At 69.7% G+C, this 13,776-nt stretch carries 10 protein-coding genes; 7 read left to right on the forward strand and 3 right to left on the reverse strand.

Features of this window, described 5'->3' with window-relative positions; all coding sequences use genetic code 11:
• Nucleotides 1–38 precede the first annotated feature (38 nt).
• From EKG36_RS08140 to EKG36_RS08170, 7 genes are all read left to right on the forward strand, one after another.
• Nucleotides 39–1,085 (forward strand): ABC transporter permease, encoded by a 1,047-nt coding sequence (locus tag EKG36_RS08140; RefSeq protein WP_126482903.1) that lies wholly within the window; start codon nucleotides 39–41, stop codon nucleotides 1,083–1,085.
• Nucleotides 1,082–2,023 (forward strand): ABC transporter permease, encoded by a 942-nt coding sequence (locus EKG36_RS08145; RefSeq protein WP_126482905.1) that lies wholly within the window; start codon nucleotides 1,082–1,084, stop codon nucleotides 2,021–2,023. Before EKG36_RS08140 ends, EKG36_RS08145 begins: the two co-directional genes overlap by 4 nt.
• A gap of 15 nt (nucleotides 2,024–2,038) precedes the next feature.
• The gene (locus tag EKG36_RS08150; RefSeq protein ID WP_126482907.1) at nucleotides 2,039–3,058 is read left to right on the forward strand and encodes an ABC transporter ATP-binding protein; all 1,020 of its coding nucleotides are present in this window, start codon (nucleotides 2,039–2,041) and stop codon (nucleotides 3,056–3,058) included.
• Nucleotides 3,058–4,101: an ABC transporter ATP-binding protein gene (locus tag EKG36_RS08155; RefSeq protein ID WP_126482909.1), complete on the forward strand. Its 1,044-nt coding sequence runs from the start codon at nucleotides 3,058–3,060 to the stop codon at nucleotides 4,099–4,101. The genes EKG36_RS08150 and EKG36_RS08155 overlap by 1 nt, the downstream gene beginning before the upstream one ends.
• Before the next feature lie 246 nt (nucleotides 4,102–4,347).
• Complete coding sequence (locus EKG36_RS08160; protein WP_126482911.1) at nucleotides 4,348–5,271, forward strand: LysR family transcriptional regulator; 924 nt, start codon at nucleotides 4,348–4,350, stop codon at nucleotides 5,269–5,271.
• Nucleotides 5,268–6,305: a hydrolase gene (locus EKG36_RS08165; protein WP_126482913.1), complete on the forward strand. Its 1,038-nt coding sequence runs from the start codon at nucleotides 5,268–5,270 to the stop codon at nucleotides 6,303–6,305. The genes EKG36_RS08160 and EKG36_RS08165 overlap by 4 nt, the downstream gene beginning before the upstream one ends.
• 277 nt (nucleotides 6,306–6,582) lie before the next feature.
• Nucleotides 6,583–7,137, forward strand: coding sequence for a hypothetical protein (locus EKG36_RS08170; RefSeq protein WP_126482915.1), 555 nt, complete (start codon nucleotides 6,583–6,585; stop codon nucleotides 7,135–7,137).
• 130 nt (nucleotides 7,138–7,267) lie between these two features.
• On the opposite strand, the gene msrA is transcribed toward EKG36_RS08170, so the two are convergent.
• Genes msrA through tamA form a run of 3 tightly spaced genes read right to left on the reverse strand, consistent with a single transcriptional unit; the run spans nucleotide 7,268 to nucleotide 13,748 of the window.
• Entirely contained in the window at nucleotides 7,268–7,882 is a 615-nt protein-coding gene (gene msrA, locus EKG36_RS08175; protein ID WP_221766061.1) for a peptide-methionine (S)-S-oxide reductase MsrA, read from the reverse strand.
• A 26-nt stretch (nucleotides 7,883–7,908) separates the two neighbouring features.
• Nucleotides 7,909–11,895: an autotransporter assembly complex protein TamB gene (gene tamB / locus EKG36_RS08180; protein WP_246007460.1), complete on the reverse strand. Its 3,987-nt coding sequence runs from the start codon at nucleotides 11,893–11,895 to the stop codon at nucleotides 7,909–7,911.
• Nucleotides 11,896–11,906: 11 nt separating this feature from the next.
• Entirely contained in the window at nucleotides 11,907–13,748 is a 1,842-nt protein-coding gene (tamA, locus tag EKG36_RS08185) for an autotransporter assembly complex protein TamA (protein WP_246007461.1), read from the reverse strand.
• Nucleotides 13,749–13,776: the final 28 nt, after the last annotated feature.

Genomic DNA, 13,776 nt, shown 5'->3' on the forward strand with positions numbered 1-13,776 from the left:
CGAGCGTGCCACCCCGTGTTGCCTACGGGACGCCACCCATGATCGCCTTTCTGATCAAGCGCCTCTTCCATGCGCTGCTGGTGATGTTCGTCATCAGCGTGATCGCCTTCGCCATCCAGGACAACCTGGGCGACCCCATCCAGCAGATGGTCGGCCAGTCCGTGCCGGAGAGCGAACGCGAGGCCCTGCGAGAAGAGCTCGGCCTCAACGACCCCTTCGCGGTCCAGTACCTGCGCTTCGCCGCCAACGCGGTGCAGTTCGACTTCGGCTACTCCTACGTCTTCAACGAGCCGACCACCGACGTCATCCTGCGTCACCTGCCGGCGACGCTGGAGCTGGTGGCCGCCTCGACCTTCCTGATCATCGCCCTGTCGATCCCCATCGGGGTCTACAGCGCCATCAAGCCTCGGGCCTGGCTGTCACGCTTCTTCATGGGCGTGTCGATCATCGGCATCTCGATCCCGGTGTTCCTGACCGCCATCGTGCTGATCCAGCTGTTCGCCATCGGCGTGTCCTGGAGCCCCTTTCCCGCCGATACCGGCTGGGGCGCCTGGCTCAATGACCTGCTGACCACCGACGGCGGCATGCCGGCCTATGGACGCGGCGACCCGGTGCCCGTCTTCGGCACCTGGGAGACCAATTTTGCCTCCCTCGAGGGACTGACCTACCTGGTGCTGCCGGCCATCTCGCTGGCCTCGATCATGCTGCCGCTGTTTATCCGCCTGATCCGCGCCGAGATGCTCGAGGTGCTGCAGTCCGATTACGTCAAGTTCGCCCGGGCCAAGGGCATCTCGCCGCGGCGCATCTACTTCCTGCATGCGCTGAAGAACACCATGCTGCCGGTGATCACCGTCGGCGGGGTGCAGATCGGCACCCTGGTGGCCTACACCATCCTCACCGAGACGGTGTTCCAGTGGCCCGGCATGGGCCTGATGTTCCTCGACGCCATCGAGCGTTCCGACATTCCGCTGATCGTCACCTACCTGATGATCGTGGGGCTGATCTTCGTGATCACCAACACTCTGGTCGACCTGATCTACGGCCTGGTGAACCCCACCGTCAAGCTGACAGGAAAGCCCGCATGACCACCACGACCTCCCCCACGGCGACCCGCTGGGAGCGCCTGCGCGACTCCTACCTGCTCTACAGCTTCAAGCGTGACCTGATCGCCCAGGTCAGCCTGCTGGTGTTCATCGTGCTGGTGGCCGCCGCCGTGCTGGCCCCCTGGCTGGCACCGATGAACCCCTACGACCTGGCCCAGATCGACATCCTGGCCTCGGAGTTGCCGCCCTTCTGGATCGACGGCAGCGATCCGGCCTACGTCATGGGCACCGACTCCCAGGGCCGCGACCTGCTCTCGACCATCCTCTACGGCGCCCGGGTATCGCTGATCATCGGCTTCGGCGCGGTGGCCATGCAGGCCGCGCTGGGCGTGTGCTTCGGCCTGCTGGCCGGTTATCTGGGCGGGCGGGTCGACGCCTTCCTGATGCGCCTGGCCGACATCCAGCTGTCCTTCTCCACCCTGATGGTGGCCATCGTGGTCGGCGCCCTGTTCAAGGCGATCTTCGGCGGCGCCACCTACAGCGCCTACGCCGTGCCACTGCTGGTGCTGATCATCGGCCTGGCCGAGTGGCCCCAGTACGCCCGCACCGTGCGCGCCTCGGTTCTCGCCGAGAAGGGCAAGGAATACGTCGATGCCGCCCGGGTGATGGGGCTCTCCAGCCGGCGCATCATGTTCCGGCATATCCTGCCCAACACCCTGTCACCGATCTTCGTCATCTCCACCGTCCAGGTGGCCAACGCCATCATCTCCGAGGCGGCGCTGTCGTTCCTCGGCCTCGGCATGCCCGAGACCCAGCCGTCGCTGGGCTCGCTGATCAAGTCCGGCTTCGACTACATCCAGTCCGGCTCCTGGTGGATCACCCTGATCCCCGGCCTGGTGCTGGTGATCCTGGTGCTGGTGATCAACCTGCTGGGCGACTGGCTGCGCGACGTGCTCAACCCGCGTCTCTACAAGGGCTGAGGCCAAGGAGTTTTCATGTCACTTCTCGAAGTCAACAACCTCGACGTACGCTTCGCCCTGCGCCGGGGCGACGTCCAGGCCCTGCGCGACGTCTGCTTCAGCCTCGATCGCGGCGAGCGCCTGGGCATCGTCGGCGAGTCCGGTGCCGGCAAGTCGGTGGCGGCCTTCACCCTGCTCAACCTGATCGCCAAGCCGGGCTACATCGCCGGCGGCAGCATCCGCTTCGACGGCCAGGAACTCATCGGCATGCGTGACCGGGCCCTGCGCAAGATCCGCGGCCACCGCATCTCGATGATCTTCCAGGACCCGATGATGACCCTCAATCCGGTGCTGACCATCGGCGAGCAGATGGTCGAATGCCTCAAGGCCCACCGGCGCATCTCCTCCCGCGACGCTCGGGCGATCTCCCTGCGCAAGCTCGAGCAGGTCCAGATCCCCTCCCCGTCGGCGCGGCTCGACCAGTACCCTCACGAGCTGTCCGGCGGCATGCGTCAGCGGGTGATCATCGCCATCGCCCTGCTGCTCGACCCGGATATCATCATCGCCGACGAGCCCACCACGGCGCTGGACGTGACCATCCAGGCCGAGATCATGGCCCTGCTGCTGGAGCTCTGCGAAGAGCACAACGTGGGCCTGATCCTGATCACCCATGACCTCGGCGTGGTCAGCCAGGTCACCCAGCGGATGCTGGTGATGTATGCCGGCCGGGTCATCGAGCAGGGCCCGACCCGGGAGATCATCAACGACCCGCAGCACCCCTACACCCAGGGGCTGATCAATGCCCTGCCACAGATGGCCACCCCCGGCTCGCGGCTCAACCAGATCCCCGGCAGCATGCCGTCCCTGGACAACCTGCCGAGCGGCTGCGCCTTCCACCCGCGCTGTGGCTTCGTGACGCGCGCCGACGGCTCGACGCGCCAGGCCTGTCACGACCAGGTGCCCGGCTTCGTGACGTCCGGCAACTGCCAGGCGGCCTGCCACATGGTCGCCGAGATGATCGAACGCGAACGCATTCCGGCCGAGGAGCAAGACTGATGAGTTCGACCGCGACATCCCCCGCGCCGCAGGCGGCCGACCCGCTGCTGTCGTTGCGCGGTCTGGAGAAGCGCTTCTCGCTGTCCGGGGACTTCCTGGAACAGCTCAAGTTCAAGGGCGGCAAGCTCGTTCGCGAACAGAAATACGTGCACGCCATCAACGGCGTCGACCTCGACATCCAGCGCGGCGAGGCGCTGTGCGTGGTGGGGGAATCCGGCTGCGGCAAATCCACCGTTGCCCGCACGGTGATGGGCCTGATCACGCCCAGCGACGGCGAGATCCACTATGGCGGCGAGCGCATCGACGACCTCTCCAGCAAGGCGCTGATGCCCTATCGCCGGCGCATGCAGATGATCTTCCAGAACCCCTATGCGTCGCTGAACCCGCGCATGACCATCCAGCAGACCCTGGAGGAGCCGATCCGCCTGCACCATCCGGACTGGTCGCCCCAGCGGGTCAGGGACCAGGTCGCCGAGGTGATGGCCTCGGTGGGCATCGCCCCGGACTGGGGCGCCCGCTACGGCCACGAGTTCTCCGGGGGGCAGCGCCAACGCATCGCCATTGCCCGGGCGCTGGCGGTGGACCCGGAGTTCATCGTCGCCGACGAGCCGATCTCGGCGCTGGATGTCTCCATCCAGGCCCAGGTGCTCAACCTGCTGATGGAGGCCCAGCAAGAGCGCAACCTCACCTATCTGTTCATCACCCACGACCTGGCGGTGGTCGAGCACTTCGGCACCCGGGTGGCGGTGATGTACCTGGGGCGGGTCTGCGAGGTGGCGCCCACCGCCACGCTGTTCGCCACGCCGCGCCATCCCTATACCCAGGCCCTGATGTCGGCGATCCCGCGGCTGGAGGACGAGCGTCCCCAGCACCTGCGCCTGCAGGGCGAGGTGCCCACCCCGGTCAACCTGCCCTCCGGCTGCGTCTTCCATGGCCGCTGCCCCCATGCCAATGCGCGTTGCCGCAGCGAGGTGCCCACGCTGATCGCCACCGACGAGGGCGGCCAGGTCGCCTGCCATGGGGTCGAGGAGGGCCGGATCTAGATCATCGAAAAGTGGCTGCGCTCGGCTAGACGGCGTTAACAATCAACTCGTGCGCGAGCCCGGTCAAAGTACTCATTTACGGCTCGTAAACTCCGTCTTTTCGCTGATTTTTGCCTTGTCTAGCCTTCGCTCGTCGACTTTTCCGCCGGGTGGTGGCCGCCATGAAAACCACCCGTCTGAACGGGTAGCCGGTGGGCGCTATTCTGATAGTCCTACCGGCCCCGGCGATCCGGCATAAGGAACACTATGGAACTACGCTGGCTGGAAGACTTCATCGCCCTGGCGCAGACGCGCCACTTCTCGCGGGCGGCGGAGGAGCAGAACGTCACCCAGCCGACCTTCTCGCGACGCATCAAGCTGCTCGAGGAGGAGATGGGCACCGTGCTGGTCAACCGCCAGACCCTGCCGCTCTCCCTGACCCCCGCCGGCGAGGAGTTCCTGGCCCTGTGCCAGGACGTGACCCGACGCGTCGCCACCACCCGCGAACGGCTGGGCCAACTGGCCGAGGCCAGTGCCAGCCGCATCCGACTGGCGGCGCCCCAGAGCCTGCTCGCCCACTTCCTGCCGCAATGGCTGGCCCGCTGGACGTCGCCACCACCGGTGGCCCCCTACCTGCGAGCCACCGGCTGGCTCGCCGACGACTACTTCCAGGCCCTGGCCCGAGACGAATGCGACCTGGCGCTCTGCTACTGGCCGGCCACCCCCTGCCCGCTGGCCTTCGATACCGAGGGCCTGGAGTACCGTGTGCTGGGTCAGGAACGCCTGCTGCCGGTGTCCCTGCCGGATGCCGCCGGGGGCCCGCGCTTCTCCCTGGAGGGTAGCGGACGACGACCGGTTCCCCTCATCGCCTACCACCCGCGGGGACTGATCGATACCGTCATCCGCACCCATCTCCAGCAGCAGGCGGACGCGCCGACCTTCAGCGTGCTCAACGAGAGCATCCAGAGCAGCAACATCCGCGAGCTGATCGGCCTGGGCTACGGGCTGGGCTGGCTGCCGGGCCGCGCGGTCAGGGAGCCCCTGGCCAGCGGCACGCTGGTGCCGGCTGGCGGCTCCCGCTGGGAGGTGCCGCTGGAGATCCGCCTGTATCGCCACCGCGCCACGCCCCATCGTGCGGTGACCGCCCTGTGGCAGGCCCTCGAGCCCCCCCGCGGCGGCACGTCGCGATGATCCCGGGCCGCCACCGCGCGAGCTTTCGCCCCGCCCCGGGGCTCGCCAACCGGCATGTGCAGACGCTCCTGCCGCGCCTGCTGCCGGGGCCCGCGCCGTGCCTGCGGGAGGAGATCCTCGAGCTGCCCGACGGCGACTTCGTCGAGCTGGCCTGGGCCGGCCCGCCCCCCGGCGCCCCCGCGCCGCTGTTCGTGCTGTTCCACGGGCTCGAGGGCTCGGTGCGCTCGCCCTATGCCCGCCAGCTGCTCGCGGCGGCTCGTCGCCGGGGCTGGCGCGCCATGCTGATGCATTTCCGGGGCTGCGGGGCGCATCCCAACCGGCTGCCCCGGGCCTACCACAGCGGCGATACCGCCGATGCCCGGTGGTTGCTGACCCGGCTGGCGCAGCGCTACCCGCAAGTGCCTCGGGTGGCCGCCGGCGTCTCGCTGGGCGCCAACATGCTGCTCAAGCTGCTGGCCGAGGACGCCGACAATAGCCTCGGGCTCGCCGGGGCCATCGCCATCGCGCCGCCCGTGGACCTGGCGGCCTGCGCGGACACCCTGGAGCGGGGCGTCGCCCGGCTCTACCAGCGCCACCTGCTGCAGACCCTCAAGGGCAAGGTGGCGCCGCGGCTCGACGCCGGCACACTGCCCCTCTCGCTGTCTCGCGCCCAGCTGGCGCTTGTCACCACCCTGCGCGGCTACGACGATACCGTGACCGCGCCGCTGCACGGCTTCACCGACGCGGCCGACTACTACCGTCGGGCCTCGGCCGGTCCTCGCCTCGGCGGGATTCGCCTGCCGACGCTGATCGTGCACGCCGACGACGATCCCTTCATGCCACCTGAGCTCTACCGCGACCTTCTCCTGGGGCCCGGCATACGCCTGGAGAGCGCACGGCATGGTGGTCATGTGGGCTTCGTGGAATGGCGCCGAGGATGCCTGGCCAGCTGGCTGGCGCGGCGGGTCGCTCGCCAGCTGGACGACTGGCGGACGACCGCCTGGGGCGGCCAGGGCATGCCGGGCCGCAGTGACGCGGATAACGCCGGCGCCTGAGCTCGGGGCGCGGCAGGCCCATATCGAAAGAAGTAAAAATAATGCAGATTCTTAACCCATGTGGGCAGACCCCAGCGGACATCATCCCTAGGCTGAAGCGTGTCGGGGGCTTGCGAAGAATCACCGAGCGATGCCCCCGATCCACGGCGGCGGCCGGCACTGGGCGTGCCGCGCCGGATCGCCGAGCAGTGACCATGACAACAAGACGGTGGGGCACATCGTGAACAGAACGAACGGAACCATAGGCGACCCTGGCCTCGGGCCAGCGATTCTCTCCTTGCCGGAGGACCTGCTGGCCCTGGCAAACGACCATGAGCACCATGAATACCATCGCTACCGATGGCTGTCCCTGCGCTTCCTGACCTATGACCTCGGCATCAGCCAGCTCATGCAGGCCCTGGCCGGCGAGAGCCGGCAACGGGTCCAGGCGCTGAGCGAGGTGGCGGCTCCCCTGAGTGCCGAGACGCCCTGCCTGCGGGATCCGGCGCAGGCCGCCTGGCAGGATCGCCCGCTTCAGCCCCACTTCTTCATCTTCGCTGACGAGGTGGCGGCTCAGGAACTAAGGCGGGCGTTGCTCGAGGAACACCGTTCCTACCGCTTCTACAAGTGCCTGCGGGCCTGCCACGGCATCGCCGGGCTGGATGGCCTGCTGGATGCCTTCGTGGAGCAGGCCCGGGCTCAGTGTACGATCCTCGAGGAGACTCAGGATCAGCTGCCGGCCCTGCCGCGCGCCGCCCGCGGCGTTGGCCCACGCGACGCCGCGATTCACCGCCGACGTCGCCTCGCCAGCAAGGGCGCGGCGCGCCCGGCCCCGACCGCCGGAAGCCGCTAGTCGACCATGCCCGATCGGCCCCCAGGATGGGAGGCCGGGCCGGCGTGTGGAGGGATGTCACGGGGCCATCCGCCTCGCCGGCGACACCTCGGCGTCGGTGTCGTCGGAACAGCAGTGTGGCCTGGCCGGCTCAGGCGATCGGACAGCTGACCCCGGTGCCCTTCAGCCCGCAATAGCCGCCCGGGTTCTTGTCGAGATATTGCTGGTGGTAGTCCTCGGCATAGTAGAAGGCCTCGAGGGGCGCGATCTCGGTGGTGACCTCGCCGCGCCCGGCCCGACGCAGGGCCTCGGCATAGGCCGCGCGACTGCGTTCGGCGGCCTCCCGCTGGGGTTCGCTGGTGGTGAGGATGATCGAGCGGTACTGGGGGCCGATATCGTTGCCCTGGCGATGGCCCTGGGTGGGATCATGGGCCTCCCAGAAATGCCGCAGCAGAGTGGTGAGGTCGAGTCGTCGGGGATCGAACACCACCCTGACGACCTCGGCATGGCCGGTCCGGCCGGTGCAGGTCTCGCGATAGGTGGGATTCGGGGTCACGCCACCGGCATAGCCCACTGCGGTGACATGGACGCCCGGCAGCTGCCAGAACAGCCGCTCGGCACCCCAGAAACATCCCAGCCCCAGCACGATCTCTTCCATGCCCTCGGGCCAGGGCGGTGTCATGGGCTGCCCGTTGACCGCATGCTGGCCGGCAATGGCCATGGGCGTATCGCGGCCCTCGGGGGCGTCATCGATTCGTGTCGGCATAGCTTGCTCCTTTGCTGGATGCGTGGTCATGGCGAAGGGGGATCGCCGGGCAGGCTGAAGGTGTAGATCAGGTCCACCGCCTGGGCCGCGCCGGACACCGCCTCGACATAGAGGTCTCGCCATAGCTTGTAGCGCAGGGTCAGCTCGGCGATGGGCGAGAAGACACCGACACCATAGCCGACGCTCAGACGGTCGGTCAGGTTCCCGGTGACCACGACCTGACTCTCCTCCCCCGTGCCGGCGGAGTCCAGGCTCAGGTCCTGGATACCGAAGGCCTCGCCGATGGCCCCCACGGCGCCGCCGGTCCTGCCGAGGGTTACCCCGATCAGCGCCGATGTCAGGGCATTGTCCGCCGAGCCGCTCTCGCTGGGTGCCCGTCCGGTCAGCACATAGGACAGCGCCCGCGATTCGTCCATGGCGGGCTCGGCGAAGATCTCCACGCTGGGGCCGGAGGCCGGGCCGGTGACGCGCAGCCCGGCAATGACGTCGTCCTGGGTGCTGGAGGGGTTGCGGATGGCCTCGAAGTTCAGCAATGGCTCCCCCGGGGGGCCACTGAAGTAGAGGATCCCCTCGCGGATGATCAGGTCCTGGCCGAAGGCGCGGAAACGGCCATCCTCCAGGTTGACGTCCCCGAACAGCTGCAGCGGCCCGTTGGACTGGCGAACCTCCAGCCCCCCGGCCAGCTCGGTCTCCAGACCATAGGCCGCGAGGCGCATGTCGGGACCCAGTTGCAGGTCGACCCGGATATCGAGGGCCATGCCGGCACGCTCCATGGCCTCGGCGGTGGAGGCGCCGGGAGCCCCCTGCTCGGTCGCCTGGTCCGCCTGCCGGGCCTCCTCGCGGGTGAGGATCACTTCATCGGGGCTCGGCGACACGGCAGAGGCCGGGACCTGGCCGATTTCCAGGCGGGCCCAGGGGATCTGCACGTCGCCGCGCACCCGCAGGCGCTCCGGTGTGGCACGGATCGACAGGTCCGGGGCCAGGCGCAGGCGGCCGAAACCGGGCAGTGCGGCGAGCAGCGGCTCGTCCCGGGCCTGCAGGTCGATGGCGGCCTGCCAGGCCTCCGGCGAGGGCCAGCGGGCGTCGCCGGTGATCAGCAGGCGGCCCTCCTCGGTGGCCAGATAGCCATCGATGTCGGCCTGCTCGCCGGCCAGCGCCACGGTGACACGGCCATCGGTCACCGAGACCGGCAGGTCGAGACCCGCGGCCCGCAGCCCTGCCAGCTCCAGCTGGCCATCGAGCCGCGGCGTGGTCCGGGTGCCACCGATGCGCACTTCCCCGGCCAGGCCGCCCTCCAGGGTCTCGAGGCCGGCGACCAGCGGGCGATAGGGGCTCAGGCGCAGGTCCTCCACCCGCAGGCGCCCGTCGAGCCTGCCGACGCCGACGGGGTCGTCCACCCCAAGGTCGAGGCGCAGCGCGCCGCTGTCGCCCAGCGTCAGGGCCAGCGCCAGGTCGGCCCGGTCCTGGTTGGCCGCGAGGTCGAGCTCCAGTCCGGTCCCGGGCACCGACCAGGACTGGCCATAGGCGTCCTCCCCCTCGATGGCGGCGCGACTCTGCAGGGCAGCGTCGAGCTGCCATTGGGCCGCGCCCCGGGACCAGCTGGCGACGATCTCCCCGGCGTTGTTGCCCTCGATGCTCCATCCGACGGGCAAGGCCTCGGCGATCAGGTCCATCGGCAGATCGCGGATTGCCAGGACGGCACGGCCCTGCTCGGCGGAGGCCGACAAGGTCTCCTCGAGACACAGGGCTCCGCCCTCGGCCCGGACCAGGCAGAAGGGCTCGACGGTGGCCGCCCCCGCCGCCAGGTCGGCCTCGAAGGCCAGGGCTTCCTCCAGGTCCAGGCGGCCATAGGCGGTCACCGCCTCGAGCGGGCTGAGGCGTCCACGATAGCGCTGACGATCGCTACCCAGCCCGCCCTCCAGGGCCAGGGCCAGGCGCGACAGCGGGCCCCCGGTATCGCCGTCGACGGCCAGGGTCAGGCGGTGCGACGACAGCCGGCCGTCCAGATTCAGGGCGATGGCCTCCAGCCGCTGGCCGCCGGCCGCCACCTCGCTGGCGGTGAGGGCCAGGTCCAGTGTCGGATCCTCGAGGCCGGCCACCTCGCCGGCCAGCGACAGACGGGCCAGGCGGTTCTCGCCCAGGGCCAGGTCCTCGCCTTCCAGGGCCAGCTCGAGCTGGGGCGCCTCCAGGCTCCCCGTGGCCTGGAGGCGGCCGGACAGGGCGCCGGCCAGGGACGGGTAGAGGTTGCCCAGGCGGGGCAGGTCGAGGTCGGCGTCGAGGTCCAGGCGCTCGGGGGCCACCTCCCCGTCGGCGACGAGGCGATTGTCGCCCTGGCGCAGGGTCAGGCGATCGATCCACCAGTGCATGCCGCTGTCGCCGGACAGACGGGCCTGCAGGGCCAGCGGCTGGTCGGCCAACTCCCCGTCCAGGGCCAGCGAGGGCACGCCGAGTCGCCAGCCATCGGCGGTCTGGCTGAACGCCAGTTCGGCCGCGCCGTTCAGGCGCCCGGACAGCCCCTCGACGAAGGCCTCGGGATCGACGTTCTCGAGGCCCAGCCCGGCGGAGACGGACAGGGCGTCGGACCAGTCGACGCGACCCTCGCTGCTGACGATGCCCTCGCCGGTGGCCAGCCGCAGCGGCTGCCAGGCGAAGTGGTCGAGATTGCCGCTCCCCGTCAGGCTCAGCTCGCTGCGCGGCAGCGACGGGCCCTGGGCAGTCAGGGCCAGCCGGGTCCGGTAGTCGGTCAGCTTGCCCTCGGCGGTCAGCGACAGGTCCTCGATGCGCCAGGGCTCGGTCGGCGCGCTGCTGTCTCCCTCCTCGGCCGGTTGCGCGCCGGGCAGCGGCCATTGCAGCGCGGGACTCTGCAGGCTGGCCGTGAAGGGCAGGCTCGGGTCCAGGGCATCGAGGCGCGCCGTGAACCGGGCCTCGACCGGTCCATTGGCCGTGAGATTGACCTCCAGGTCGGCCAGGCTGCCGGCCAGGGCCAGTTCGAGACGCTGCCCCGCCAGGGCCGGCAAGCGTTCCGGCAGGTAGAAGTCGGCCGCCAGCCGCGCCTGCAGCGGGTAGTCGTCGTGCAGGGTGATCCGAGCCATCAGCTCGGCATCGGCCTCCCGGGTTGCCACGGCCAGCGGATCGATGGCGATCCGCTGGTCACGGGCCGTGACGCTCAGGTCGAGGCGATCGATCACGTAGGCCATGGCGCCTTCCAGGGCGGCATCCTCGACGGTCAGGCGGGGCGCTTCCACCGCCAACGGCAGCGTGATCTCGGGCAGTGCCAGGCGGGGCCGCTCCTCGGGTGGTGTGGCATCCCGGCCCTCGACCACCGCCGCAGCCTGGGCCGGCAGCGGCGAACGCACGGCGATGGCGGCATCGATGGCCGACGCCGAAAGGCGCGGCGCCGCCTGTTCGGCCTCGCTGAGGGCGAGCTGCTGGCCAGGCGACAGCGGCAGGCGCAGGCGGGGGCCGGTGAGCAGCGTGGGGGCCAGTCGCAACGTGCCCGCCTCGGCCACCGCCCCCGTAGTGAAGCTTTCCCAGCGGACCTGGGTGCCGTCGGCCAGGTTCACTTCCACATCGCGCAGGGCCAGCTCACGCAGCTCGACGGGAAACGGCAGCTGCATCTCCCCGGGCGGGGCGTCATCGCTGGCCTCGGGCGGTGCCTCCTGGGCCGGCTCCCCGCCAGCGAGCCGGATGCGCGCCCCCTCCACGACGAGCCGGTCCAGGCACAGCCGGCCATCGAGCAGGCAGTCCTCGGCCCAGGCCAGCTCCAGCCGGGCCACGGCGACGCGGGCGGGCCCCGCCGAGAGGCGCAGGTCGTCGATGAGCAGCGTGTCCAGGGGCGCCCCCTCGACCCGGTCCACCTCGAGAAGGCCGAGGCGTTCGCCCTGGCTCAGCAACTGGCCTGTGCCCCAGGGCGACAGGGCGAGGCCCAGGACCAGCATCACCAGGCCGAGGCACCAGAGCGGCAGGAAGATCAACAGGCGGGCCAGGGCCCAGATCAGATGACGGACTCTCACGATACGGCCTCTCAGAATTCCGGGCCAATGGCGAAGTGGATGCGAAAGGCATCCTCGGCATCGAAGGGATGGGCGATATCCAGCCGGATGGGGCCCACGGGCGAGATCCAGCGCACGCCGAGCCCCGCCCCGGTATTGAGCGCCTCGGGCCACCACTCGGTGAAGGCATCGCCGACGTCGACGAAGCTGGCCAGCCACCACTTGCCGGTCAGGCGACGCTGGGCCTCGACGCTGGCGACGAAGCGCTGTTCACCACCGATCAACTCGCCATCCTCGTCCTCGGGGGACAGGCTCTCGTAGGCATAGCCGCGGACACTGTTGTCGCCGCCGGTGAAGAAGCGCAGCGAAGGGGGGATATCGGCGAAGTCATCGGTGGCGATCGCCCCCACCCCGACTCGCCCGATGAAGCGGTTGTCCTCACCCAGCATGCGGATCCACTGGCTGTCGCCGTTGAGCCGCAGGAACTCGGCGGAGGAGCCCCACATTTCGCTGGAGTACTGGAGCGTCAGCTGCTGACGATCCCCCCAGGTGGGAAAGGTGGGGTTGCGCGACCGGGTGCGGGTCCAGCGCACCCCCGGATAGAGCAGGACGACCTGGTTCGACACGCCGGCCTGGGTGAAGTCCTCGTAGGTGCTGCGCAGGTAGATGAGCTGTTCCCAGGCATTGTCGAACTTCCAGCGGCGCCCGAACTCGACGCTGGCCTCGAGGGCACGGGTATCCTCGTTGTCCTTGTTGCGCAGCCCGTACTGCAACTGGTAGCTGTCGCGACGCGGGTTCTCCAGCGGCATGCGGTAGGTGCCGCTGAACTGCTGCTCGGGCCCGGAGATGTAGAGGTCGTGGTCGAGGCTGTGCCCATAGCGGTTGACCCACGGCTGGTCCCAGGCGAAGCGCGCCCGCGGTCCCACATCGGTGGCATAACCCACGCCGACCTCGAACTGGTGGCGATCCGCCGGGGTGACCGTCACATCGATGGGTACCGAGGGCACGGCGGGCGCCTGGACCTCGCCGGCGGCGGCCAGGGCCTCGCGGCTCAGGCGCGGCGCGGGCGGCGGGAGCGGACTGCCCCCCTCGGCGTCCAGGGCACGATACAGCCCCGGCGGCGCCTCGGGCAGGGCCAGGCGCCCGATGCCGGCATCGAGGCGCGGCCGCACGCTGACCGAACCGAACCACTCGGTCTCGCCGAGCCGCTGGTTGAGGGTCGCGATGTCGCTGGCCAGGTAGGGGGCGCCCTCGCCGAACGGGACCAGGCTCTGGAGGCGATCTTGCTCGATATGCTCGCCGCTGAAGCGGACCTCGCCGAAGCGGTGTCGCACGCCGCTGTCCAGGGTCAGCGACAGCCGCGCGCTGTGCGCCCAGGGGCGAATCTCCATGCGCCGCTCATCGAAGCGCCAATCGAAATAGCCGCGTTCCAGGGCCAGGCTCGCCAGGCGACTGCGCAGCGCATCGAAGGGGGCATGGCGCAAGACATCGCCTTCGGCCTGCGGGTAGGCCGCGATGGCCTCGCCAAAGGGCCGGTCCTCGGCCGCCTCGCCCTCCAGACTGAACGCCAGGCGCTCGATCCTCACCGGCTCTCCCGGCTCGATGGCGACGGTGACCTCCGTGGGGGCATCGGCATCGTCGAAGCGCACCCGCAGCCGGGGCGAATAGTAGCCATAGACCCGCAGGGCCTCCTGGCTGAGGCGGCGCACCTCGGCCTCGAGTCGCTCCGGCCGATACTGGCTGGCGTCCAGGCCGTCGAGATAGACCTCGACGTTGTCGGCCAGCTCCTCCTCGACGCCCTCGATGCGGGCATCGATCGCCAGGGCGGCGGGAGCCATGCCAAGGCACAGCAGCACCGCGCCCAGGCGTCTCATTCGGCGGTTTTCCATAAGGCGATGGGTT

Source organism: Halomonas nitroreducens, assembly GCF_003966155.1.
In the GTDB taxonomy this organism is placed as follows: Bacteria; Pseudomonadota; Gammaproteobacteria; order Pseudomonadales; family Halomonadaceae; genus Halomonas; species Halomonas nitroreducens.

Excerpts from the sequence above, each read along its gene's own strand:
- tamA (WP_246007461.1), bottom strand. The coding sequence starts at position 13,748 with ATGAGACGCCTGGGCGCGGTGCTGCTGTGCCTTGGCATGGCTCCCGCC.
- EKG36_RS08155 (WP_126482909.1), top strand. The coding sequence starts at position 3,058 with ATGAGTTCGACCGCGACATCCCCCGCGCCGCAGGCGGCCGACCCGCTG.
- msrA (WP_221766061.1), bottom strand. The coding sequence starts at position 7,882 with ATGCCGACACGAATCGATGACGCCCCCGAGGGCCGCGATACGCCCATG.
- EKG36_RS08150 (WP_126482907.1), top strand. The coding sequence starts at position 2,039 with ATGTCACTTCTCGAAGTCAACAACCTCGACGTACGCTTCGCCCTGCGC.
- EKG36_RS08160 (WP_126482911.1), top strand. The coding sequence starts at position 4,348 with ATGGAACTACGCTGGCTGGAAGACTTCATCGCCCTGGCGCAGACGCGC.
- EKG36_RS08145 (WP_126482905.1), top strand. The coding sequence starts at position 1,082 with ATGACCACCACGACCTCCCCCACGGCGACCCGCTGGGAGCGCCTGCGC.
- EKG36_RS08140 (WP_126482903.1), top strand. The coding sequence starts at position 39 with ATGATCGCCTTTCTGATCAAGCGCCTCTTCCATGCGCTGCTGGTGATG.
- EKG36_RS08165 (WP_126482913.1), top strand. The coding sequence starts at position 5,268 with ATGATCCCGGGCCGCCACCGCGCGAGCTTTCGCCCCGCCCCGGGGCTC.